The following is a 22,348-nucleotide window of genomic DNA, read 5'->3' on the forward strand; positions in this document are numbered from 1 at the left end:
ACGCAGCACGTCAGCGCTCCTTAGCGTGTCCACGGATGTGAATGTCATACACGAATACGGCCGCCCGGCAGCGCCCCAGCCGACTGTCCGGCGGAGCCTCCGCCCTGACACGCCGGCCCGCACCGAGGAGACCCCCGCATGCCCGCTCCCCGCACCGTTCTGCTCACCGGCGCCGCCGGCGGACTCGGCACCCTGCTGCGCGGGCTGCTGCCGGAGTACGGCTACGAGCTGCGCCTGCTCGACGTGCTCCCGGTCGAGGGCGAGCCGGACGCGATCACCGCGGACCTCGCCGACCGGGCGGCGCTGCGCGAGGCCGTACGGGGCGTCGACGCGATCATCCACCTCGCGGGCATCTCCCTGGAATCCTCCTTCGACAAGATCCTCAAGGCGAACATCGAGGGGACGTACAACCTGTACGAGGCGGCCCGCGAGGAAGGCGTACGCCGTGTCGTCTTCGCCTCCTCCAACCACGCGGTGGGCTTCACCCCGCGCCCGCAGGGCGACGACCCCCTGATCCCGATCGACACCCCGCGCCGACCGGACACCTTCTACGGCCTCTCCAAGTCGTTCGGCGAGGACCTGGCGCAGCTCTACTGGGACAGGCACGGCCTGGAGACCGTCTCGGTGCGCATCGGGTCCTGCTTCGCCGAGCCCACCAGCGTGCGCATGCTCTCGGTGTGGATGAGCCCCGAGGACGGCGCCCGCCTCTTCCACGCGGCCCTGGGCGCGAAGGACGTGGGGCACATGGTCGTCTACGGCTCGTCCGCCAACACCCGCCTGTGGTGGGACCTTTCGACCGCGCGGGCCCTCGGCTACGAACCGCGCGACGACTCCGAGCCGTACGCCGAGAAGCTCATCGCCGAGCAGGGCGACCTCGACCCCGGAAACCCGGACCACGCCCACCTGGGCGGCCACTTCACGACGCACCCGCCGATCTGGCCGTACTGACGCGACGACGGACGGGACAGCGGGCGGCAGAACGGCAGGACTGCAGAACGACAGGACAGCGGGACGGCGGGACGGCGGGACGGCGGGACGGCGGGACGGCGGGACGGCGGGCGGGCACCGAACGGGCCCGCCCGCTCCCGTGTTCGGGCACGGCCCCTGCCCGATCCCACCTCCTCGCCCGCTCCGTCCCAGGTCCGCCACGGGCGGCCACGGCACCGAACGGGCACGGCCGGGCAGCATCGGGCCCGCAACAGGCCTGGTCAGTGGCCGACACCCGCTGTAGAACTTCCCTCAAGGGCTCCACCGGGCCCGAACGGGCAGTGCGCGACGGGGCGCGAGGGAGCGGGTGACGGCCATGACGGCGATGACGGCGGAAGAACGGCAGCGCGAGATCGTCCGGACCGCGCGCCGCACGGGCTCGGTCGACGTCACCGAACTCGCCGGCGAACTGGGCGTCGCCAAGGAGACCGTACGGCGCGATCTGCGCACCCTGGAGGACCACGGCCTGGTGCGCCGCACCCACGGCGGCGCCTACCCCGTGGAGAGCGCCGGCTTCGAGACGACGCTCGCCTTCCGCACCACGAGCCATGTGCCCGAGAAGCGCCGGATCGCCGCCGCCGCGGCCGAGTTGCTCGGGGACGCCGAGACCGTCTTCGTCGACGAGGGGTTCACCCCGCAGCTCATCGCCGAAGCGCTGCCCAGGGACCGGCCGTTGACCGTGGTCACCGCTTCCCTCGCCACGGCCGGGGCGCTCGCCGGGGCCGACAACACAAGCGTCCTGCTGCTCGGCGGCCGGGTCCGCCCCGGGACGCTCGCGACCGTCGACCACTGGACGACGAAGATGCTCGCCGGCTTCGTCATCGACCTGGCCTTCATCGGCGCCAACGGCATCTCCCGCGAGCACGGCCTCACCACACCCGACCCGGCGGTCAGCGAGGTCAAGGCACAGGCGATCAGGGCCTCCCGGCGTACGGTCTTCGCCGGCGTGCACACCAAGTTCGGCGCCGTCAGCTTCTGCCGGTTCGCCGGCATCGGCGCCCTGGAGGCGATCGTCACGAGCACGCTGCTCCCGGCGTCCGAGGCGCACCGCTACTCGCTGCAGGGCCCGCAGGTCATCCGCGTCTGACAACCCCGCCCGACAACCCTGACAACCCGACCCGCCACCTCCCCACTCCACCGGCCGCGACAGCCCAACTCACCCACCCCGGGGCGCCTTTACGCCTCGCTCCACCCCTTATCTCCCCATTCCTCCAGGAGTGATCCATGCGAACCCCGAGCCGACGGAGGCCCCGCGCACTGCTCGCCGCGGCCGCCGCAGGGACGCTGCTCTCCCCGCTCCTCTCCGGCTGCTGGACCGGAGCGGGCGGGTCGGGCTCCGGCGGGAACTCCATCAACGTCCTGATGGTCAACAACCCGCAGATGGTCGAGCTGCAGAAGCTCACCAAGGCCCACTTCACCCAAGAGACCGGCATCAAGGTGAACTTCACCGTCCTGCCGGAGAACGACGTCCGCGACAAGATCAGCCAGGACTTCGCCAACCAGGCGGGCCAGTACGACGTCGCCACGCTGTCCAACTACGAGATACCGATCTACGCCCGCAACGGCTGGCTGCACGAGATGGACTCCTACGTCCGCCGCGACAGCGCGTACGACGAGCAGGACATCCTGAAGCCCATGCGGCAGTCGCTGACCGCCGCCGACGGAAAGCTCTACGGACAGCCGTTCTACGGCGAGTCGTCCTTCCTGATGTACCGCAAGGACGTGTTCGCCGCGAAGGGCCTGACGATGCCCGCGCATCCCACCTGGGAACAGGTGGGCAGGCTGGCCGCCGCGGCCGACGGCGCCGAGCCGGGCATGAAGGGCATCTGCCTGCGCGGCCTGCCCGGCTGGGGCGAACTCATGGCTCCGCTCACCACCGTGGTGAACACCTTCGGCGGCACCTGGTTCGACAAGGACTGGAAGGCGCACCTGAACTCCCCCGAGTTCAAGAAGGCCACCAATTTCTACGTGGACCTCGTACGCGAGCACGGCGAGTCCGGCGCGGCCCAGTCCGGCTTCGCCGAATGCCTCAACAACATGACCCAGGGCAAGACGGCCATGTGGTACGACGCCACCTCCGCCGCCGGCCTGCTGGAGGCCAAGGACTCCCCGGTCAGGGGCAAGCTCGGCTACGTCCCGGCGCCGGTCGAGAAGACCGAGTCCTCCGGCTGGCTCTACACCTGGGCCTGGGGCCTCCAGAAGGCCTCGCACAACTCGGACAAGGCCTGGAAGTTCATCTCCTGGGCCTCCAGCAAGCAGTACGAGCGACTGGTCGGGAACACCGCCGGCTGGTCCGACGTGCCGGCGGGCAAACGCGCCTCGACGTACACGAACGCCGCCTACCGCAAGGAGGCCGCGGCCTTCCAGGACATGACCCGCGAGGCCATCGAGGGCGCCCGGCCGCGAGACCCCGGCGTCCAGCCCCGCCCCGCGCCCGGCATCCAGTTCGTCGGCATCCCCGAGTTCACCGACCTCGGCACCAAGGTCTCGCAGGAGATCAGCGCGGCCATCGCCGGACGCCAGTCCGTCGACTCGGCGCTGAACAAGTCCCAGAAACTCGCCGAGAAGATCTCCAAGGAGTACGAGGGACGATGACCGCCACGACAACGGCCCGCGTGGCCGCTCCTCCCGTACGCACCCTTCGGCAGCCGTCCGCCCGGCTGCGCGCCTGGGCCACCCGGGGCCCGCTGCTCCCGGCCCTGATCTTCATGATCGCGGTGACCCAACTGCCCTTCGTGGCCACGCTGGTGATCTCGTTCTTCGACTGGAACGCCCTCTACCCGAAGGCCCGCCGCTTCACCGGCCTCGGCAACTACTCGGACGTCCTGACCGACGCCGATCTGCGCCACTCCGTCTGGACGACGATCCTGCTGACCGTCACCGTCGTCCTCGTCAGCCTGGTCCTCGGCCTGGTCCTGGCCCTGCTCCTGGACCGGAAGTTCAGAGGGCGCGGCATCGTCCGCACGCTGCTCATCGCACCGTTCCTGGTGGTCCCGGTCGCCGCGGCCCTCCTCTGGAAGCATGTGCTCTACAACCCTGAATACGGCCTGCTCAATGGGTTGTTGCACTATGTGGGCGGCCCCCAGCCCGACTGGATCTCCAACACGCCGCTGCTCGCGGTCGAGGCCTCCCTGGTCTGGCAGTGGACGCCGTTCATGATGCTGATCCTGCTCGCCGGGCTGCAGAGCCGCGACCACCAGCAGATCGAGGCGGCGCGGGTGGACGGCGCGAACGACTGGCAGGTCTTCCGCCACCTCACCCTCCCCCACCTGCGCCGCTACCTCGAACTGGGCGCCCTGCTGGGCTCGATCTACATCGTCCAGAACTTCGACGCGGTCTTCACCCTCACCTCCGGGGGCCTCGGCACCGCGAACCTGCCCTACACCGTCTACCAGAGCTTCTACCAGGCCCACGAGAACGGCCTCGCCTCCGCCGCGGGCGTCCTGGTGGTCATCGGCTCGATCGTCATCGCGACCTTCGCGCTGCGCGTGGTGTCGTCCCTGTTCCGCGAGGAGGGGTCCCGCTGATGAGCGCCACCGCGACACACGTCCGCCCCCGCCGCACCAGGGGAACCGGCCTGGGCCTGGCGGCCTGGGTGCTCGGCATCGTGTTCTTCCTGCCCATCGCCTGGATGGCCCTGACGTCCTTCCACTCCGAGCCGGACGCGGCGAAGAACCCGCCGTCCTTCGGCGCGGCCCTGACCCTCGACGGCTACCGGGAGTTCTTCGGCACGGGCGGCGGCGCGAGCCCCTGGCCCGCGCTCATCAACTCCACCGTGGCGTCGGTCGTGTCCACCCTGTGCGTCCTGCTCCTGGCCCTCCCGGCGGCGTACGCACTCTCCGTCCGCCCGGTGAGGAAGTGGACGGACGTCCTGTTCTTCTTCCTGTCGACCAAGATGCTGCCGGTGGTGGCCGGCCTCCTGCCGATCTACCTCTTCGCCAAGAACACCGGCATGCTCGACAACATCTGGCTGCTGGTCATCCTCTACACCTCCATGAACCTGCCGATCGCGGTGTGGATGATGCAGTCGTTCCTCGCCGAGGTCCCCGTCGCGGTGATCGAAGCCGCACAGATCGACGGCGCCCGGCTGCCCACCGTCCTCACCCGGGTGGTAGCTCCCATCGCGCTGCCGGGCATCGCCGCCACCGCCCTGATCTGCTTCATCTTCAGCTGGAACGAGCTGCTCTTCGCCCGGGTGCTCACGGGCGTGGTCGCCGAGACCGCCCCCGTCTTCCTGACCGGATTCATCACCAGCCAGGGCCTGTTCCTGGCGAAGGTGTGCGCCGCGTCGCTCGTCGTCTCCCTGCCGGTGCTCGCCGCGGGGTTCGCCGCCCAGGACAAACTGGTCCAGGGCCTGTCGTTGGGAGCCGTGAAATGAAGGCCGCAGTCATCGAGTCCGTGGGCCGAGCCGTCGTGGCCGAGGTCCCGGACCCGACGCCGGGCCCCCGTGAGGTCGTGGTCGAGGTCGCCGCCTGCGGCCTGTGCGGCACCGATCTGCACATCCTCCAGGGTGAGTTCGCGCCCAAGCTGCCGATCGTGCCGGGCCACGAGTTCGCCGGCGAGGTGGTCGGCGTGGGCACCCGGGTCACGGAGCTCGCGGTCGGCGACCGGGTGGCCGTCGACCCGTCCCTGTACTGCTACGAGTGCCGCTACTGCCGTACGGGCCACAACAACCTCTGCGAGAGATGGGCCGCGATCGGCGTGACCACCGCGGGCGGCGCCGCCCAGTACGCGACCGCACCCGTCGCCAACTGTGTGAAGCTCCCCGAGCACGTCAGCACCCAGGACGCCGCCCTGGTCGAGCCGCTGTCCTGCGCCGTCCGCGGCTACGACGTCCTGCGGTCCCGGCTCGGCGCCCACGTCCTGGTCTACGGCTCCGGCACGATGGGCCTGATGATGCTGGAGCTCGCCAAGCGCACCGGCGCGGCGAGCGTGGACGTCGTCGACGTGAACCCCGAGCGGCTGGCCACCGCGCGGCTGCTCGGCGTCTCCGGTGCGGCGGCGAACCCCGATGAACTGGACCGCCCCCGGGGCTGGGACGTGGTCGTCGACGCGACGGGCAACGCGGCGGCGATCCAGGACGGCCTGGACCGGGTGGCGAAGGCCGGCACCTTCCTCCAGTTCGGCGTGGCCGACTACGCGACCCGCGTCACCATCGACCCGTACCGCGTCTACAACCAGGAGATCACCATCACCGGCTCGATGGCCGTCCTCCACAGCTTCGAACGCGCCGCGGAACTCTTCGCCGCCGGCGTCCTCGACCCGTCGGTCTTCATCAGCGACCGCCTCCCCCTGACGAGCTACCCCGAGGCACTGGAGCAGTTCGCGGCAGGCGTGGGACGCAAGATCGTCGTCGTGCCGAAGTAGTGCCACCGGAAGCAGCGCCCCCAGGAGACCGCGGGGACGAAGCCCTCGGACGGTGTCTTCGTGAACCGAGGCACGACAGCCGAGGCCGGGTGCCCGGGTCGACGGCCGACCCGGGCACCCGGCTCACGCCGCTATTCCATGAACTGGAACCTCCATGCCTGGCGTGCGTCGTTGACGTCGAGTGGCCGCAGGGCCAGGCGGGGCGGGAAGATCCTCAGCAGGCTGAGGTCCAGAGCCAGCTCCTGGCCGTCTACGGGGCCTCCAGGGACGACGACGTGGAAGGTGTGCGGCTGCGCGCTCTGGTAGAGCGCCCATTCGCACGGTTCGGGGAACCCGCCGATCGGCTTGTTGATCTCCGGGTCGGCGTCGAAGGACAGATACGTCTGGCTCCCGAGATTGCGCATCGTGCAGTTGCCGTTGTCGAGGTTCTCCAGCTGCCACTCCTGCTCGCCGGGGTTGCCGGTGGGCGGCAGCAGCACAACGGGTGTCTTGGGCTCCGACGACCCTCCCAACATCGTGAGCAGTTGCTCGCCAGCACGGGTGATCGCAAAGATTCCGTTCGGTACGGGGGTCAAGGCCGACTCCACTTCTGACGTGCGGCGCCCTGACGGGACACCGCTGATCGTTTGGGCCGAGGCATCCCTTCCCCGTCGGCCTGCGACCAAGATCGACAAAGTCCTGCGTCACTCCTCAGGGGGACAGTCGATTCATCCCGATGTTCGATCGATCCATCGAAAGGGTCATGCGGGACCACGCGAGCGTCTCGGTGACCGTCTCCGGTGACCGGCGGCTCCGCCCGTGCCTCCAAGGACTTCCTTCACGCGCTCGGCAGGGACGAAGCCGAGCGGTGACGGGCGAAGGAGGATATGGCACCGCAACTCACCCTTGGGTAAGGGAACGGTAAAGCGCCTCCGCTCGTTACCCCAGGCATGACAGCTATGACCCCTGGCTCGAACATCCCTCTCCCCGTCTCGCGCGTGACGGTGGACGTCACCGCCCCGGTGCGGCTCGACGTGTCGAGCCTGCTGCTCACCGCCGACGGCAAGGTCCGCTCCGACGCCGACTTCATCTTCTACAACCAGCCCACCGGCCCCGGCGTGACCTACCGCTCGGGCGGCGGCACGGCGCCCGACGCGATCACGGTCGACACGGCCGCGGTCCCCCCGGGCATCGAGAAGATCGTCGTCACGGCGAGTCCCGACGCGGCGGGCCAGTCGTTCCAGGGCATCGAACCCACCGCGACGATCCGCAACGCGGACGACAACACGGTCCTGGCCACCTTCACCCCGCCCCAACTGGGCACGGAGACGGCCCTGGTGATCGTCGAGGTCTACCTCCGCAACGGCGCCTGGAAGGCCCGCGCGGTCGGCCAGGGCTACGCGAACGGACTGGCGGGCATCGCCACCGACTTCGGCGTGAGCGTCGAGGAACCCGCCCCGGCCGCCCGGCCCGCCCCCGTGGCACAGCCGCCGCAACCCCCGGTGGCACCCCCGGCCCCGGCCATGGACCCCCGCTTCACCGCCCCGCCGGCCCCGGCCGCTCCTGCGGCTCCCCCCGCGGCCCCGGCCCCCACAGGCAAGATCAACCTCGACAAGGGCCGGGTCAGCCTCCAGAAGAACCAGACGGTCTCCCTGGTCAAGGGCGGCAGCCCGTTCCTCTCCAAGGTCCAGATGGGCCTCGGCTGGGAGCCCGCGTTCCGCGGCAAGGACATCGACCTGGACGCCTCGGTCATCGCGTACGGCCCGCAGCGCAACCACATCGACAGCTGCTACTTCGGCAAGCTCTCCATCGTGAACGGCGCGATCAAGCACGCCGGCGACAACCTCACGGGTGAGGGCGGCGGAGACGACGAGGTGATCACCGTCGACCTCGGCCGGCTCCCCCCGGAGGTCACCGGCCTCGTCTTCACGGTCAACTCCTTCTCCGGCCAGAAGTTCACCGAGGTGGCCAAGGCCTACTGCCGCCTCCTGGACGCCGCCACCGGTGAGGAACTCGTCCGCTTCGACCTCACCAACGCCGAGGCCCAGACGGGCGTCATGATGGCCAAACTGATCAAGCAGTTCTCCGGCGAATGGGAAATGACGGCGATGGGCGACTTCGTCAAGTCCCGCACGGTCCGCGGAATGGTGAAACCGGCGGCCCAGTCCCTCTGAGCCGGGCCCCCACCCCGGCCGGTCGTCGCCGACCCCGGGGTGGGCCTCACCCCCTCACACCGTCCCTTCGCCCCCGCCGCCCATGCCCGTCCCGCCCCTGGCGGCTCCGCTCCAGACCCCGCTCCTCAAACACCGGAGGGGCTGAATCTCACGCCCTGGCTGGGGCGAGCCCCTCTGCTGCCGGCGGTCGGCCCCGACCCAGGATCCCGACCCACACACCCGGCACGCGGAACCCGCCAGACGCCCGGAGGACTACGCCCGCAACCGTTCTTAGGGACTGAGCGGGAGTGAGTCCTGTTGCCGGAACCCGTGCTCGGCCGAACGCCCCGGACGGTGTTGGGCTCCCCCACTGCCTTAAGGGCGTGGGAGGTACCCCCAGGTTGCCCGCGTTCGCTCCGCGTCCGGGCGGCACGGATCGTGTCCGTGGTCCGGGAATACGGGGGCGGGGTCCCTCACGCCCCGGAGTGGCCGGGCCGGCCTGGACGGTCCGATGCCCGTACCCATCACGCTGGTGGGTACGGGGCGGTACCGTCCGACGCCGGACCGGATGCCCCAGGGCGCGCCTTCCGATGGCCACGGCGGCAGCGTCGTGGCGGGTGGTCTTCCTGGTGGTGCTGGTGAGGGGTTTCTGCCAGTGCTGGGCGCCCCACTTCGAGGTGTAGGCGGGGTCGACGGCGACCAGCGGGATGCCGAGCTCGGCGGCCATGGACAACAGGCGGGCGCGCAGCCGGGCCACGGGCATCCCGGAGATCAGCTGGCGGAACTTCTTACGTCGGCCGTGTTTCTCCCGGCTGGTCTCGGCGGTGAAGTCGAGGTCCTCGACCGCGATCGCCAGGTGATGGCGCCTGGCCCAGTGCAGCAGGCGGGTCAGCGCGTGGCGTACCTGGGCGTCGCGGTGGTCGGCGGTACCGGACAGGGTGTAGTCGAAGCGGCGCGGGGCACCGACCGGATTGCCGTGCACGTCCAACCGCCAGGCCGCCAGGTGATCGGCGTTCGTGTCGACGCCGATCAGGCCGTCGGCCCGGACGGCGGCCAGGGGCACCGTCTGGGCGGGTGGGAGGGTCCAGGAGGCGGTCAAATACCAGCGGGTCCGGCCGGTGTCCTCGTGGATGCGGTAGGCCACCGCACGGTTCGCCCCGACCCGATCGCGCCAGGTCTCGCCCCGGTGCGCGAACCACACCCGCGCGGTGAGGACGTAACGGCCGTGCGGGGCGTTGGCCAGGTGGGCGAGCGGGGCCGGAAGCCGAATGCTCACCTCACCGTCGGGGCTGACGCGGATCGTCTCGTTGCCGTACCGCTTGCCCGACTCGCCGTCTGCCTGCAGAAACCGGCGCGACGCCTCCCACCGTACCCGCCACTCCGGTTCGGTGAGTCGGGCCTGTTCCAGGTGGTGGCGGGTGTTCAGCAGCCGTTTCCCGCCCCGCACCACCCGCACCCGACCGGCCGCCCAGTCCGCCCTGGCCACAGCCAGCCGGTCCTCCAGCACCCGCAGCCGACGAGCCTTGGCATGCCACTCCCGCCGACTGCGATAACCACCCGGAGCGCGCTTCGAACCCCTCTCCCCGAGCGGGAGCGACAGCCGGTGCCGGATCATACGGACACCGGCTTCGAGCTGCCGGATGTGCGCGGCCTGGCCGCGCCGGGCCAGCGCCCACAGGTCATGCGTGGCCTTCGTCAGCGACCCTGCCCACCGCGACGACGACCTGACGGTCAGCTCGCGCTTGCGCGACGCCCACGCCTCGTTGTCGTGCTCCAGACCGGCCGCACACCGCAACTTGAGGTCCCGGGACGCCAGCGAACCCAGATGGTCACCGACCAGCCGCAGCACCCTCTCGTCCTGGGCGGTCAGGCCTCTGAGCCGGTCCCGGACCGCCACCCCCGACGGGCCGGGCACCACGAACGACGCCCCCACCGACCGTAGATCACCCACGCCGTCACCCCCAGCCCCATCCGCCCCGAACAGCCCGTCACCCCACCCAACGACCACCACCCGCACAGGTCACCCCTTCGAGACAAGAACTCCCGTTCCCGCCCGCACACCGCATGGACGGAGGTCGTCGACACTCACCCACTCGCGCCCGAACACCCTCACACGCAGTCAAAAGGCAGCGGTTGCCAACCCCTCCGTCAACAACGACAGATACCGACGGATGTACGCCCCGTCCCCGTTGGCGAGTTCCGACGCGCTGGCCACCCCGTGCGCCAGCCGCAGCACCTCGATCGGCTCCACGTCGGCCCGCAGGGTCCCCTCCCGCTGAGCCGCCTCGACCAGTCGCGTCGCCGCCGCCTTCACCGAGGCCCCACACCGCGCCAGCACGTCGGAGCTCCCGTCCGCGACAGCCGACCCGAGCAGCGCCTTCAGCCCGCGGACCTGGATCATCCCCTCGCTGAGTTCGTTCAGCCATTCCACGAGGGCCTCGCCCGGCGGCAGCTCCGCCGCGATCTCGTCCGCGCGCACGGCGATCGCCTCGATGGTGTCCACGTAGACGGCCTCCAGCAACGCCTGCCGCGTAGGAAAGTGCCGGTACAGCGTCCCGGATCCCACGCCGGCCCGCTTGGCGATGTCGTCCAGGGACGCGCCTTCCCCGTGTTCGGCGAACGCGACCGCCGCCTCCTCGAGGAGCCGCTCATAGTTCCGCCGCGCATCCGCCCGCATCGGCTTGACCTGGGCCATTCAGATACTCCTTGCGAACCGGGGACCCTCTCCGTATCTTGGCGAGAGTCAAACGGAGACAGTCCCCGCTTATCTCGGCGGGCAGTCCGCACTGCCCACCCGCACGGTACCGGGGACGTCAGACCAGGAGAACTGCATGTCCACCCCGTCCGCACCGTCCACGGGCAACCCCACCCCCGACACACCGTCAGCCGGCTTACCCCCGCAGCCGCTTCACCCCGCCGGGGCGACCACCGCCCTCCTCGTCATCGTGACCTCCTATCTGATGGTCGGAGTCGACTCCACCGTCGTCAACGTCGCCCTGCCCGACGTCCAGCGGGACCTCGACTTCACCCCCACCGGACTGTCCTGGGTCCTCAACACGTACACGCTCGCGTTCGGCGGCCTGCTCCTCCTGGGTGGCCGGATCGGCGACATCGCGGGCCGCCGCCGCACCCTCACCGCAGGCGCCCTCCTCTTCGCCGCCGCCTCCCTGCTCGGCGGCCTCGCCACCGAAAGCTCCTGGCTGCTCGCGGCCCGCGCGCTCCAGGGCGTGGGCGCCGCGCTCATCGCCCCCAGCACCCTCGCCCTCATCACCACGAACTTCCCCGAGGGCCCGCGCCGCCACCACGCCCTCGGCATCTACTCCTCGATGGCCGGCATCGGCGCGTCGGTCGGCCTGGTCCTCGGCGGCATGCTCACCTCGTGGGCGTCCTGGCGCTGGTCCCTGCTGATCAACGTGCCGATCGGCATCGGGGTCGCCGCCGCCCTCCCGCGCTTCGTCACCGAGACCCCGCGCCACGCGGGCCGGTTCGACGCGGCAGGGGCGCTTTCCGGCACGGCGGGCATGACCTCGCTGGTCTACGCGTTCATCCGGGTCTCGGAGGAGGGCTGGAGCGACACCCGGGCGATGCTGGGCTTCAGCACAGCGGCGGCCCTGCTCGTCGGCTTCGCCCTGGTGGAGGCGCGCGCGGAGCAGCCGATCATGCCACTGCGCCTCTTCGCGAGCCGCAACCGCGCGGGCGCCTACGCCGGTGTCCTGCTGCTGCCCGCGGGCATGTTCGGCGCGTTCTACTTCCTCACTCTGATCAGTCAACAGGCCCTGGGCTACAGCCCGTTGCGTGCCGGTTTCGCCTTCCTGCCGATGACCCTGATGATGTTCACGACCGTGCGCTTCGTGCCGCGACTGCTCCAGCGCTTCGGCGCCAAGCCGGTCCTGCTCACCGGTATGGCGCTGATCGCCGTCTCGGCCGGCCGGCTGTGGCTGCTGGAGCCCGGCGACGGCTATCTGTCCGGCCTGCTCGGCCCGCTGCTGGTGATGGGGCTTGGCGTCGGCCTGAGCTTCATGCCGCTGAACGCCACCATTCTCGCGGGCATCGGGCCGAGCGAGGCTGGCGCCGCCTCCGGGCTTCTCCAGACCCTCCAGTGGCTGGGCGGCACCCTCGGACTCTCGGTCCTGGTGACGGTCTTCGGCACGGCGACCCGGCACGCCCACGGCTCACCGTCGGAGATCCTCACGGAGGGCTCGGCCCGCGCGTTCGGCGTCGGCTCCCTGATCGCCCTGACCGCCCTGCTGCTGACGGCGTTCGTGATCACGGGCACCGAACGCGAACGCGGCGCCTAAGGCCTGTCGTTCTTGTCGGACCCGGCACGCACAAAGGGCGCGGCCCGCACCGAAGTACGGGCCGCGCCCCTCGCTCAGGCCCAGGGGACCTCGCCGTCAGCCCTCAGGCCCACGGCCAGTCCGCGTCGCGCGCCGACTCCAGAAACGGCACCATCCGGAAAGCCGCGTCCGAGAGCCCGCCGAAGGTGTGCCTGTTCCCCTTTCCGGACGGGCCGTGGCCCGCGCGGTAGCCGGCGAGGTTCCACGTGTAGACCGGTACCTGCGCCGGGACCTGCTCGGTCGGGTCGCCGTAGTGGCTGTACGTGGCCTGCTCGTCGGTGACGATGAGGACCCGGTCGTGCTTCTTGTAGTGCTCGCGGACCGCCTCGCTCGTGTTGGTCCCGCCGAGGTCGCCGAACCGCCCGATGACCTTGAGCACCGACTCCCCCGCGCTGAACTCCACCCGCTTGCTGGTGGTGCCGAACTCGACGAGATCCGCGTCCGCCGCCCGCAGCGCGAGCGCCGTGCCGAAGATCGCCGCCGCGTCGGCCCGGTTGAGCTCGGAGCGCTCCGACAGCCGCGAGTAGAACATCGAGCCCGAGCGGTCCACGAGCACCAGGGTCCGGCCCGGCAGCGCGGGCACGTTGGCCAGCGAGTGACCGAGCGCCTGCTCCAGCGGGTACGACCAGCGCAGCGACGGCGCGTGCTGGTAGGCCGCGAGGTAGCGGAACGGGAACTGCCGCGAACGCGCGACCTCCGCGGGGTCGCTGATCTTCGCGGCGACCCGCGCCGCCACTTCGTCGCTGACGCCCGCCTCGTCGAAGTTGCGCAGGTTGCGGACGAGCGCCATCGCACCCATGGACGGAATGACGGCCTCCCAGGCCGCCTTGTCCATCGGTCCCTGCAGCCAGCCGGCCAGCGCCTCCCAGGTCATGCCGGCGTCCGCCAGACGCTGAGCGCCCTGCGCGCCGGTGACGACCCTGCGCCGCTTGGCGGGCCGCAGCGCCATCAGGTCGCGGTGGGCGACGAGCATGGGCAGCGACTTGGGGACGACGGCCGTGTCCGGGTTGTGGCGCCGGTCCAGCGCGTACTGGAACAGGTCGCCCTGCCACGGCTTGGCGGGGTCCGGCGCCGCGTGCACGAGGTTGAGGATGTCGCCGAAGCGGTATCCCTTGGACGCGGTGTCGTACTTCAGCAGCGACCTGCCGCTGTAGAGACGTCGTACGGCGTCGGCGATGCCGCGCTTGACGGGCTTGGGTACGTTGCGGCCGTACTGGGAGGTCCAGTAGGCGAGCAGCTCGCCCGGCTCGTCCGGACGGCGCAGCACGGAGGCGATGACCTGCCGGTTGGCGGGGCCGTCGGTGGCACCCGCGTCGAGGCGTGCCTTCACGTACTCGGCGGCGCCCACGAGCGAGGCGGTGCGCAGGTTGCCCTCGCCGCGCAGCCAGCCGAGCAGTGCGGCGGTCCAGGACGGGTCGGCGACGGCGAGCTCGCGCACCAGCGCGGCGAACCGGTCGTCGCGGTCCGCGCCGGTCTCGTAGAAGGTCTGCTGCGAGACGAAGTTGGCGATCGACAGGAGGAAGAGCTCGGCGCGCGCGTCGCGCTCCTGGCCCCGGCCGCCCTGGTGTGTCCGCAGCACACGGCCGGTGGACGTCACGCGCGAAGTGGGCTGCGCCTTGGCCGCCTTGGTGTTGAATCGTGCCATGGTGAATTCCCCCGAATTCGTTCTACGACGGTGAAATCGTGTTTCGGAGGGAGGCACAGCAAATGGAGGGTGCCCGAGATCAGGAGTCGGCGACGGAACTTGTTCAGACGCTCTGCCAACTGAGCTACACCGACCCGAAGTCGATGACGGGACTTGAACCCGCGACCTTCCGATCCCAATGAAGTAACCGTTGCCTGCGCACCGGGCACCCACCATGAGCTGCCCCTCCCGAGATCAAGTAGGCGGCGGCGCGGATTCTTTGAAAGAGAAGTAGCCGCAGCCCGCGCACCGGGAGGTGCATGAAGTTGTGGTGTCCAGAGTTCAGGTTCGGCGGAACCGACGTAGGTGCTCTAACCCCTGAGCTACACCGGCGCGTTGTACCGGTGACGGGACTCGAACCCGCGGCCGCCCCATTATCAGTGGAAGTAGGTCCTGCCTTCGCACCTGGACACATGCATCACTTTAGGAGGGCGGCCGCGCGTCGGGCGAGCGAATTAATTCCGGTGGAACCGGCGGGAGTTCAGCCGCGCTTCTGGCGCTTCCAGGGGCCGGTGATGGCGAGCATGATGCCCGGTTCCTGGATGTTGGCGAAGAGGGTCCGGCCGTCGGGCGAGAAGGTGACGCCGGTGAACTCGCTGTACTCCGGTGCCTCGGCGGTGCCGTTGTTGAGCTCGTTGCGGGCGATCGGGTACGTGCGTCCGCTCTCGGTGGCGCCGAAGAGGTGCTGGATTCCCTCGCCGTCCTCGGCGATGACGAGGCCGCCGTACGGGGAGACGGTGATGTTGTCGGGGCCGTCGAAGGCGCCGTCGACGGAAGGATTCGGGTTCACGCCGATGAGGACCTTCAGCGTCAGGGTGCGGCGCTTGGGGTCGTAGAACCAGACCGCTCCGTCGTGCGCCTGGCCGGGGCTCTCGGTGCGGGCGTAGGAGGAGACGATGTAGATGCCGCCGTCGCCCCACCACATGCCTTCGAGCTTGCGGGCGCGGGTGACCTGGCCGTCGGTGAACTGCTTGCGGACGGAGACGCTCTTGGCGTCACGGTCCTGGACGTCGACCCAGTCCACGCCGTACACCGTGCCGGTCTTGGTGGCGCGGGAAAGGTCGTCGACGAACTTGCCGCCGGAGTCGAAGCACTTGAAGGCCTGGAGCGCTCCCGCGTCGTCGGCGAGGGTGGCGAGCTGTCCGTGGCCGTGCTCGAAGCCCTGCGGAGGCGTCCAGCGGTACAGCAGGCCGTTGGGGCCCGAGGCGTCCTCGGTGAGGTAGAGCCGACCGCGCTTGGGGTCGACGACGACGGCCTCGTGGGCGTAACGGCCCAGCGCCTTGATGGGCTTGGGGTTCTTGTTGCGGCGGCGGTCCTGGGGGTCGACCTCGAAGACGTAGCCGTGGTCCTTGGTCATGCCGTTCTGGCCGGCCTTGTCCTCGGTCTCCTCGCAGGTGAGCCAGGTTCCCCAAGGGGTGTTGCCGCCGGCGCAGTTGGTGGAGGTGCCCGCGATGCCGACCCACTCGGCGACCTTGTCGTGACGCACCTCGACGACCGTGCAGCCGCCGGACGCGGCCGGGTCGTAGACCAGGCCCTCGGTGAGCGGCACGGGATGCGTCCAGCCGGAGCGGGGGCCCTTGAGTTCGTGGTTGTTGACAAGGAGGGTGGCGCCGCGCGGGCCGTCGAAGGTGGAGGTGCCGTCGTGGTTGGACGGCGTGAACTCACCCGAGTCCAGCTTGGTACGGCCGCTGTAGGTGATGACCCGGTAGGAGAACCCGGCGGGCAGCGAGAGGAGGCCCTTCGGGTCGGTGACGAGCGGACCGTAGCCGACGCCACCGTGCCGGGCCTCCGCCGAGTCCTCGCCCGCGCCGTCGGTCTCGGTCTCCGTGGCGGCGAGCGCGTTGGGGGCGGTGGCGAGGGCGCCTACGCTGCCGACCAGGACGACGCCTGCACCGGTGATCGCGGACTGCCTGGCGAAGTCCCTGCGAGTGAGCGACATGTGATGTCTCCTGTGACGGTGGACTCGGACTGTCGTGTGGGACGGTGGCGACCTCGGCTTGCGGCCACACCGTCCCGCCCCCGCTTGAACGCGAGTTGAACGCGCGCCGACTTCAGAGGTCCCGCTTCCGTGAATCCACCCGACCGGCGCAGGGGAAGCCGCGGCTCCGCGGAACAGCCCGCCCGGCACTCGCCGCCCGAGTCACCTCACGAACGCAAGGGAACACCGCCCCGCGGACGGTCCGCCCCGCGCCCCGCGCCACCTCACCGGCGCAGGGGAACACCACTCCGCAAACCGGCCCGCCCGCGCCCGAGCCACCTCACCGGTGCCCGCTCACCCGCCCTGCTGCGACCGCGCCTTGAACGCCGCCTTGCGGGCTTCCTTGGCGACCTTCTTGTCGGGGTGCAGACGGCCCATGGCCTCCAGGACGTCCGGGGCGGCGGGGTGCTCGACCCGCCAGGCAGTGTCGAAGAAGCCGCTGTGCTGCTGGGCCAGACCCTCGACCAGGGACTGGAGTTCGTCGGAGTTCCCTTCGGCGGCGAGCTGTGCCGCCACCGTGTCGATGGTGAGCCAGAAGACCATCGCCTCGGACGGCGGGGGCACGTCGGGCGCGCCGCGCTCGGAGAGCCAGACCCGGGCGAGACCGCCCAGCTCGGCGTCGTCGAGCACCTCGCACAGCGCGGGCTCGGCCTCCATGCCGACCAGCGCGAGAGCCTGCTGGCAGTGCAGGCGGCGCAGCGGGGCGCCCGTGTCGGCGCCGCGCGCCGCGGAGAGCAACTCCTGTGCGGCGGACAGCGGTTCACGCCGGGCGAGCCACTGCTCGATCTCGGCCTGCGCGGCCGTCGGGGGGAATCCGGCCGTGCCGTCCAGCAGCGTGTCCGCGCCCTTGTCCGTCAGCTCGCCCACCGCGGGGGCGGAGAAGCCCGCCTCGATCAGCCGGGCGCGCAGTCCGTACAGACCGAGCGGTGTCAGGCGCACCACGCCGTACCGGGTCACGTCCAGGTCCTCGGCGGCGGGCGGCTCCTCGGCGGCGTCCGCCATCAGGGTCTCGTCGACGGGCTGGAAGTCGACGAGACCGATGGGCTGCAACAGCCGGAACTGGTCGTCGAGCCGCATCATGGCGTTCGAGACCTGTTCCAGGACGTCGTTGGTGGGCTCGCCCATGTCGTCGGGCAGGATCATCGAGGCGGCGAGCGCGGGCAGCGGCACCGGCACCTCGCCGAGCGCGTCCTCGCCGACGGTCAGCAGATACAGGTTGCCGAGCACCCCGTCGAGGAACTCGGACTCCGCCTCCGGGTCCCAGTCGAGGGAGGAGAGGTCGATCTCGCCTTCCTCGTCCATGGCGTCGACGAGATCGCCGAGGTCGGGCACGCTCGCGTCGGCCAGCACGGTGTCGAGCGCGCCGAGCCAGATACCGAGGACGTCCTGCGGGCCACCGGAGGTGAGCAGGGCGAGGTCCTCGCCCGCGGTGACGGTGCCCTCCTCGTCGTCCACGATCTCGACGAGCCCGGTGTCGACGGCGACCCGCCAGGCCTCACTGGCCAGGGCGGCCGCCTCCTCGCCGGGCAGGCCGAGGACGCCAGCCGCCTCGGGAAGTTGTTCCTCGACGAGTTCGCCCCCCGCGCCGACCCGGGTGCCGGGGCCCGCCCAGCGGGCCAGCCGCGCGGCGCGGGAGAGCAGCGGCGCGGCGAGCGCGTCCCGCGCCAACTGCGCCTCGGAGTGCAGCCGCACGGGCGGCATGGAAGAGCTGTCTGACATCGGCTGAGTTCTCCTCCGAACAACACGACGAGCAGGGCTAGCGGTTCACGCGGGGCGTTGGCCCGGAGTCGCGCCGGACGGTGGCGGGCACCGTCCGCTGCGGCGGGCACCGGACCCGCCGGGCGCCGTTGGACTCGGGAATCCGAAGGCGGCCCGGGAAATCCGTGCCAACTGCTCAGCCTAGACGGATTTCCACCCATGCCGCCCGGTTCATGTCTCCGACAGGTCTCGTACACCGCCGAAACCTTGACAACTCCCCTCGCTACACACGAGATTGACGCGCGTAGAAGTTCAACGGCCTGTGGTCCACGCTCTTCTACGCGCGTCACTGGCCCGCACGCAGGTCGCGCTCCCCCCACCAGTCCACCCTCGTCCCGGCGCTCATGAACGTCCCCGGAGGGATTCCCTTGCCGAGCAAGAGAACCGCGCGCATCGGCGCGCTGACCGTCGCCGCGGTCTGTTCCACCGTCTCCGCCGTGGTGCTCACCACACCGGCCCAGGCGGACACCGTCCACATCCATGACATCCAGGGCACCACCCGGACCTCACCCCTCGCGGGCACGAAGGTCACGGACGTGGCCGGCATCGTCACCGGCCTGCGGACCTATGGTTCGTCCAAGGGCTTCTGGTTCCAGGACCCCACCCCGGATGCCGACCCCGCCACCAGTGAGGGCGTCTTCGTCTTCACCAGCTCCGCCCCCAAGGTCACCGTCGGCGACTCGGTCACGGTGACGGGCACGGTCTCGGAGTACGTCCCGGGCGGCGTCTCCACCGGCAACCAGTCGGTGACGGAGATCGGCAAGCCGACGGTCACGGTCGTCGCCGGCGGCAACGCCGTCCCGGCCGCTACGGTCGTCGACGCGAAGTCCGTGCCGGACGTCTACGCCCCCGCGGGCGACACCGCCGCGAGCGGTTCGGTCAACGCGCTCACCCTGGAGCCGACGCGGTACGCCCTGGACTACTACGAGTCCCTCGAGGGCATGAACGTCCAGGTCGCCGACACCCGCGTGGTCACCGCCACCGACCCGTACACCGAGCTGTGGGTCACGGTGAAGCCGCACGAGCACGCCAACCGCCGCGGCGGCACGATATACGGCTCGTACACCTCGCAGAACACGGGACGGATACAGATCCAGTCCCTCGGCGCGACCGCCGACTTCCCGACCGCGAACGTCGGCGACAAGCTCACCGGCACCACCGCGGGTCCGCTCGACTACAACCAGTTCGGCGGCTACACACTCGTCGCCAACCAGCTGGGCACCCTGAAGAAGGGCGGCCTGGAGCGCGAGACGACGCGGAAGCAGTCGCGCGGCGAGCTGGCGGTGGCGACGTACAACGTCGAGAACCTGGACCCGGGCGACGCCACGTTCGACGCCCACGCGTCCGCGATCGTGAACAACCTCCAGTCGCCCGACATCGTGTCCCTGGAGGAGATCCAGGACAACAACGGCGCGAAGGACGACGGCACGGTCGCCGCCGACCAGACGGTGAACAAGCTGATCGACGCGATCGTGGCGGCGGGCGGCCCGAAGTACGACTGGCGCTCCATCGACCCGGTCAACGACCAGGACGGCGGCGAGCCCGGCGGCAACATCCGTCAGGTCTTCCTCTTCAACCCCGAGCGGGTCTCCTTCACCGACCGCGCGGGCGGCGACTCGACGACCGCCGTCGGCGTCACGAAGGTGCACGGCAAGGCGCAGCTCACCGCGTCCCCCGGCCGCGTCGACCCGGCCAACACGGCCTGGAACAGCAGCCGTAAGCCACTCGCGGGCGAGTTCGTCTTCCGCGGCCACACGGTCTTCGTGATCGCCAACCACCTCAACTCCAAGGGCGGCGACCAGGGGCTGACCGCGCAGTACCAGCCGCCGACGCGCAGCTCGGAGGTCCAGCGGCACAACCAGGCGACCGCGGTGAACGGCTTCGTCAACGAGATCCTGAAGACGCAGAAGAACGCCGACGTCATCGCGCTCGGCGACATCAACGACTTCGAGTTCTCCGACACCGCCAAGATCCTTGAGGGCGACGGCGAGCTCTGGTCGGCGATCAAGTCGCTGCCGAAGAGCGAGCGTTACACGTACGACTACCAGGGCAACGAGCAGGTTCTGGACCAGATCCTGGTCAGCCCGTCGATTCGCAGGGGCTGCGACTTCGACTACGACAGCGTGCACATCAACTCGGAGTTCTCCGACCAGATCAGCGACCACGACCCGCAGGTGCTGCGGTTCCGTCCGTAGTCGCCCAGGTACGCGAGAGCCCGGCCCCTTCGTCCGGGGGGCCGGGCTCTTCGCCTGCGCGGGCCTCCCACCGGGCCGGGCTCTCTCCGCTCGCGGGGACCCGTGGCACCGGGCTCGTGGCCCTGCGCGCGGGTCAGCCGGTGAAGACCCCGTCGAGCCAGCCCTTCCAGGCGGTCTCATTGACCTTGGCGTCGGCGTCGGGCGCGAAGTCGTGGACGCTCATGCCGACCGGCGCGCCCCAGCGGCCGCGCCCGAAGAAGCGGATGAGCGCGTTGTCGGTGCGCAGCCCGAGGAAGTACGGGTTGCGGTAGTCGACCACGGCGTCGAAGGCCTCGCCGCCGGGCCCCTCGGCCCGGACCCGCGCACCCTCCGCGGTGTCGTCCGCGAGGCCGAGCGCCCGCCCGACGGCGGCGAAGGCGTCGGCGGCCGCGGACTCGCCGGGTCCCTGGAACGTCGCGAAGGCGACCGGGCGACCCCCGAAGTGGGTCATGTACTCACGCAGGGTGTGCAGATAGAAGTCGGTGTGCTTGTCGGCGCCGTCGTACTGGTTGTCCCAGTCGTCGGTGAAGATGCCGCTGTGCACGTACCGCACCCAGGAGCGCCGGCCGTCGTCGCGGGCCTCGATGGTGTGGTCGATCTGGTTGAGGCTCTGCGTCGGCATCCCGGTGTCCTCGCTGCGCACGGTCAGCCGGTGCGGCGGGTTCCAGGCGGTGATGGTGCTGCCGAAGGGGCCGGCCCCGCCCTCGCGGGGCTCGTACTCCATGGGCCACAGCCAGCCGCCGCTGCCGCTGGTGATCGCGTCCCACACCTGCCCGGGCGGCACGTCGACCTCGTACTCGCGGGCGATCTCGAATTCCTTGGACATGATGACGACTCCTGAATGATCAGTGGGCGGCTTCGCGGCCCGCGGGGGGTTCTACGGCTTGGGGTCCGACTGTGGTTTCGGGTCCGGCAGTGGTTTCGGGTCCGGATACGGTCTCGGGTCCCGTTGTGGTTTCGGGCCCCGTTGTGGTCTCGGACCCCGTTGTGGTCTCCGGTCCTGCCACGGCTTCGGATCCGGCCATGGCTTCTGTTTCTGCCACGGCCTCGGATCCGGGCGCGGCCTCGACGTCCGCCACGGCTTCGGATCCGGATACGGTCTCGGGTTTGACCGTGGGGTGGACGGCGACGACGATCCGGTGCGGGCGCCCGTCCTCAGCGTCGACGTCGTGGTACTTGCGGACGAGCGCGCTGACCCCGGCCGTCAGCTCCTCGATGAACGCGGCCCGGTCGGCGGCCGACGCGAAGGTCACCTCGCCGTCGAGCGCGTACGTCGCCAGTCGCTTACGGGCCTTCGTGGCGCCGGTGACGAGCGAGCCGACGTCCCGGACGAGCCGGGCACCGAGCGCGAGCAGCCAGCGGGCGGACAGCTGGTCCCGGAAGCGGTCCGGATCGGGCTGTACGGCGGCCAGCGCGAGCGGCGAGATGACGTACGACGCCGCGGTCGCGCGCATCAGCCGCTCGGTGACATTGCCCTTGCGGCGCTCGCCCGCCAGCTCGACCAGGCCGTGCCGCTCCAACGTCTTGAGGTGGTAGTTCACCTTCTGCCGGGGCAGGCCGACCTTGCCGGCCAGCATGGCGGCCGACGCGGGTCCCGCGGCCAGCTCGGCCAGCAACCGGGCCCTTATGGGGTCCAGCGACACGGCGGCGGCCTCGGCGTCCTCGATCACGGTCACGTCCAACATGACTCCACCGTCCCACCGAAAACTTTTTTTGTCCAGACGGTTCAAATCGTCGGCGAGTCGTACTTTCTTGGGGGCCGGTCTTCCGGGGAGCCGGTCTTCCGGGAAGGCCCGTGTCCCGGGAAGGCCGGTGTTCCGTGCGACCGGGATGCACCGGCGGGCTTCAGCGGCGTGATTCGGGCAACACGG

Annotated in this window: 15 protein-coding genes and 2 pseudogenes; 9 read left to right on the plus strand and 8 right to left on the minus strand. The window is 70.5% G+C overall.

The genetic code is table 11. The features are described 5' to 3' along the window. Positions 1-138 precede the first annotated feature (138 nt). The 6 genes from ACFYR3_RS00690 to ACFYR3_RS00715 all read left to right on the plus strand — a co-directional run bounded on the left by ACFYR3_RS00690 (position 139) and on the right by ACFYR3_RS00715 (position 6,354). Positions 139-948 carry an NAD-dependent epimerase/dehydratase family protein gene (locus tag ACFYR3_RS00690; RefSeq protein ID WP_389280857.1) on the plus strand — a complete coding sequence of 270 codons (810 nt, stop codon included), beginning with the start codon at positions 139-141 and terminating at the stop codon, positions 946-948. 355 nt (positions 949-1,303) lie between these two features. Beyond that, positions 1,304-2,074 (plus strand): DeoR/GlpR family DNA-binding transcription regulator, encoded by a 771-nt coding sequence (locus ACFYR3_RS00695; RefSeq protein WP_355843563.1) that lies wholly within the window; start codon positions 1,304-1,306, stop codon positions 2,072-2,074. A 137-nt stretch (positions 2,075-2,211) separates the two neighbouring features. Further along, positions 2,212-3,582: an ABC transporter substrate-binding protein gene (locus ACFYR3_RS00700; protein WP_389280859.1), complete on the plus strand. Its 1,371-nt coding sequence runs from the start codon at positions 2,212-2,214 to the stop codon at positions 3,580-3,582. Continuing rightward, positions 3,579-4,514 carry a carbohydrate ABC transporter permease gene (locus ACFYR3_RS00705; protein WP_389280861.1) on the plus strand — a complete coding sequence of 312 codons (936 nt, stop codon included), beginning with the start codon at positions 3,579-3,581 and terminating at the stop codon, positions 4,512-4,514. Before ACFYR3_RS00700 ends, ACFYR3_RS00705 begins: the two co-directional genes overlap by 4 nt. Continuing rightward, a complete protein-coding gene (locus ACFYR3_RS00710) occupies positions 4,514-5,365 on the plus strand; it encodes a carbohydrate ABC transporter permease (RefSeq protein WP_355843554.1) in 852 nt (283 codons plus the stop codon). Before ACFYR3_RS00705 ends, ACFYR3_RS00710 begins: the two co-directional genes overlap by 1 nt. Then, complete coding sequence (locus ACFYR3_RS00715) at positions 5,362-6,354, plus strand: zinc-dependent alcohol dehydrogenase family protein (RefSeq protein WP_355843551.1); 993 nt, start codon at positions 5,362-5,364, stop codon at positions 6,352-6,354. The genes ACFYR3_RS00710 and ACFYR3_RS00715 overlap by 4 nt, the downstream gene beginning before the upstream one ends. Positions 6,355-6,485: 131 nt before the next feature. Here the strand turns inward: ACFYR3_RS00715 and ACFYR3_RS00720 are convergent, their stop codons facing one another. Beyond that, the gene (locus ACFYR3_RS00720) at positions 6,486-6,929 is read right to left on the minus strand and encodes a hypothetical protein (protein ID WP_389280864.1); all 444 of its coding nucleotides are present in this window, start codon (positions 6,927-6,929) and stop codon (positions 6,486-6,488) included. 363 nt (positions 6,930-7,292) lie between these two features. On the opposite strand from ACFYR3_RS00720, the gene ACFYR3_RS00725 reads away from it, so the two are divergent. After that, positions 7,293-8,507, plus strand: coding sequence for a TerD family protein (locus ACFYR3_RS00725; protein WP_355843918.1), 1,215 nt, complete (start codon positions 7,293-7,295; stop codon positions 8,505-8,507). A gap of 270 nt (positions 8,508-8,777) precedes the next feature. On the opposite strand, the pseudogene ACFYR3_RS00730 reads toward ACFYR3_RS00725, so the two are convergent. Both ACFYR3_RS00730 and ACFYR3_RS00735 read right to left on the minus strand, forming a co-directional pair. Continuing rightward, a pseudogene (locus ACFYR3_RS00730) lies at positions 8,778-10,437 on the minus strand (IS200/IS605 family accessory protein TnpB-related protein). Between the two features lie 168 nt (positions 10,438-10,605). Beyond that, entirely contained in the window at positions 10,606-11,181 is a 576-nt protein-coding gene (locus ACFYR3_RS00735; RefSeq protein ID WP_356781987.1) for a helix-turn-helix domain-containing protein, read from the minus strand. Positions 11,182-11,317: 136 nt separating this feature from the next. Between ACFYR3_RS00735 and ACFYR3_RS00740 the strand changes: the two genes are divergently transcribed. After that, positions 11,318-12,784 (plus strand): MFS transporter, encoded by a 1,467-nt coding sequence (locus tag ACFYR3_RS00740; protein WP_389280866.1) that lies wholly within the window; start codon positions 11,318-11,320, stop codon positions 12,782-12,784. A gap of 103 nt (positions 12,785-12,887) precedes the next feature. On the opposite strand, the gene ACFYR3_RS00745 is transcribed toward ACFYR3_RS00740, so the two are convergent. From ACFYR3_RS00745 to ACFYR3_RS00755, 3 genes are all read right to left on the minus strand, one after another. Further along, positions 12,888-14,468, minus strand: a complete 1,581-nt coding sequence (locus ACFYR3_RS00745) for a TROVE domain-containing protein (RefSeq protein WP_389280868.1) — start codon at positions 14,466-14,468, stop codon at positions 12,888-12,890. Between the two features lie 520 nt (positions 14,469-14,988). Then, positions 14,989-16,446: an alkaline phosphatase PhoX gene (locus tag ACFYR3_RS00750; protein ID WP_356781984.1), complete on the minus strand. Its 1,458-nt coding sequence runs from the start codon at positions 16,444-16,446 to the stop codon at positions 14,989-14,991. A 333-nt stretch (positions 16,447-16,779) separates the two neighbouring features. Beyond that, positions 16,780-18,204, minus strand: coding sequence for a hypothetical protein (locus ACFYR3_RS00755; RefSeq protein ID WP_355843536.1), 1,425 nt, complete (start codon positions 18,202-18,204; stop codon positions 16,780-16,782). Between the two features lie 407 nt (positions 18,205-18,611). On the opposite strand from ACFYR3_RS00755, the gene ACFYR3_RS00760 reads away from it, so the two are divergent. Beyond that, positions 18,612-20,438, plus strand: a complete 1,827-nt coding sequence (locus tag ACFYR3_RS00760; protein WP_389280871.1) for an endonuclease/exonuclease/phosphatase family protein — start codon at positions 18,612-18,614, stop codon at positions 20,436-20,438. A 133-nt stretch (positions 20,439-20,571) separates the two neighbouring features. On the opposite strand, the gene ACFYR3_RS00765 is transcribed toward ACFYR3_RS00760, so the two are convergent. Together ACFYR3_RS00765 and ACFYR3_RS00770 are read right to left on the minus strand one after the other, a co-directional pair. Continuing rightward, positions 20,572-21,303 carry an SRPBCC domain-containing protein gene (locus tag ACFYR3_RS00765; RefSeq protein ID WP_355843530.1) on the minus strand — a complete coding sequence of 244 codons (732 nt, stop codon included), beginning with the start codon at positions 21,301-21,303 and terminating at the stop codon, positions 20,572-20,574. A 280-nt stretch (positions 21,304-21,583) separates the two neighbouring features. Further along, a pseudogene (locus ACFYR3_RS00770) lies at positions 21,584-22,162 on the minus strand (ArsR/SmtB family transcription factor); the annotation flags it as partial. Positions 22,163-22,348 lie beyond the last annotated feature (186 nt).

The sequence above is a fragment of the Streptomyces sp. NPDC005784 genome, assembly GCF_042871525.1.
In the GTDB taxonomy this organism is placed as follows: domain Bacteria; phylum Actinomycetota; class Actinomycetes; order Streptomycetales; family Streptomycetaceae; genus Streptomyces.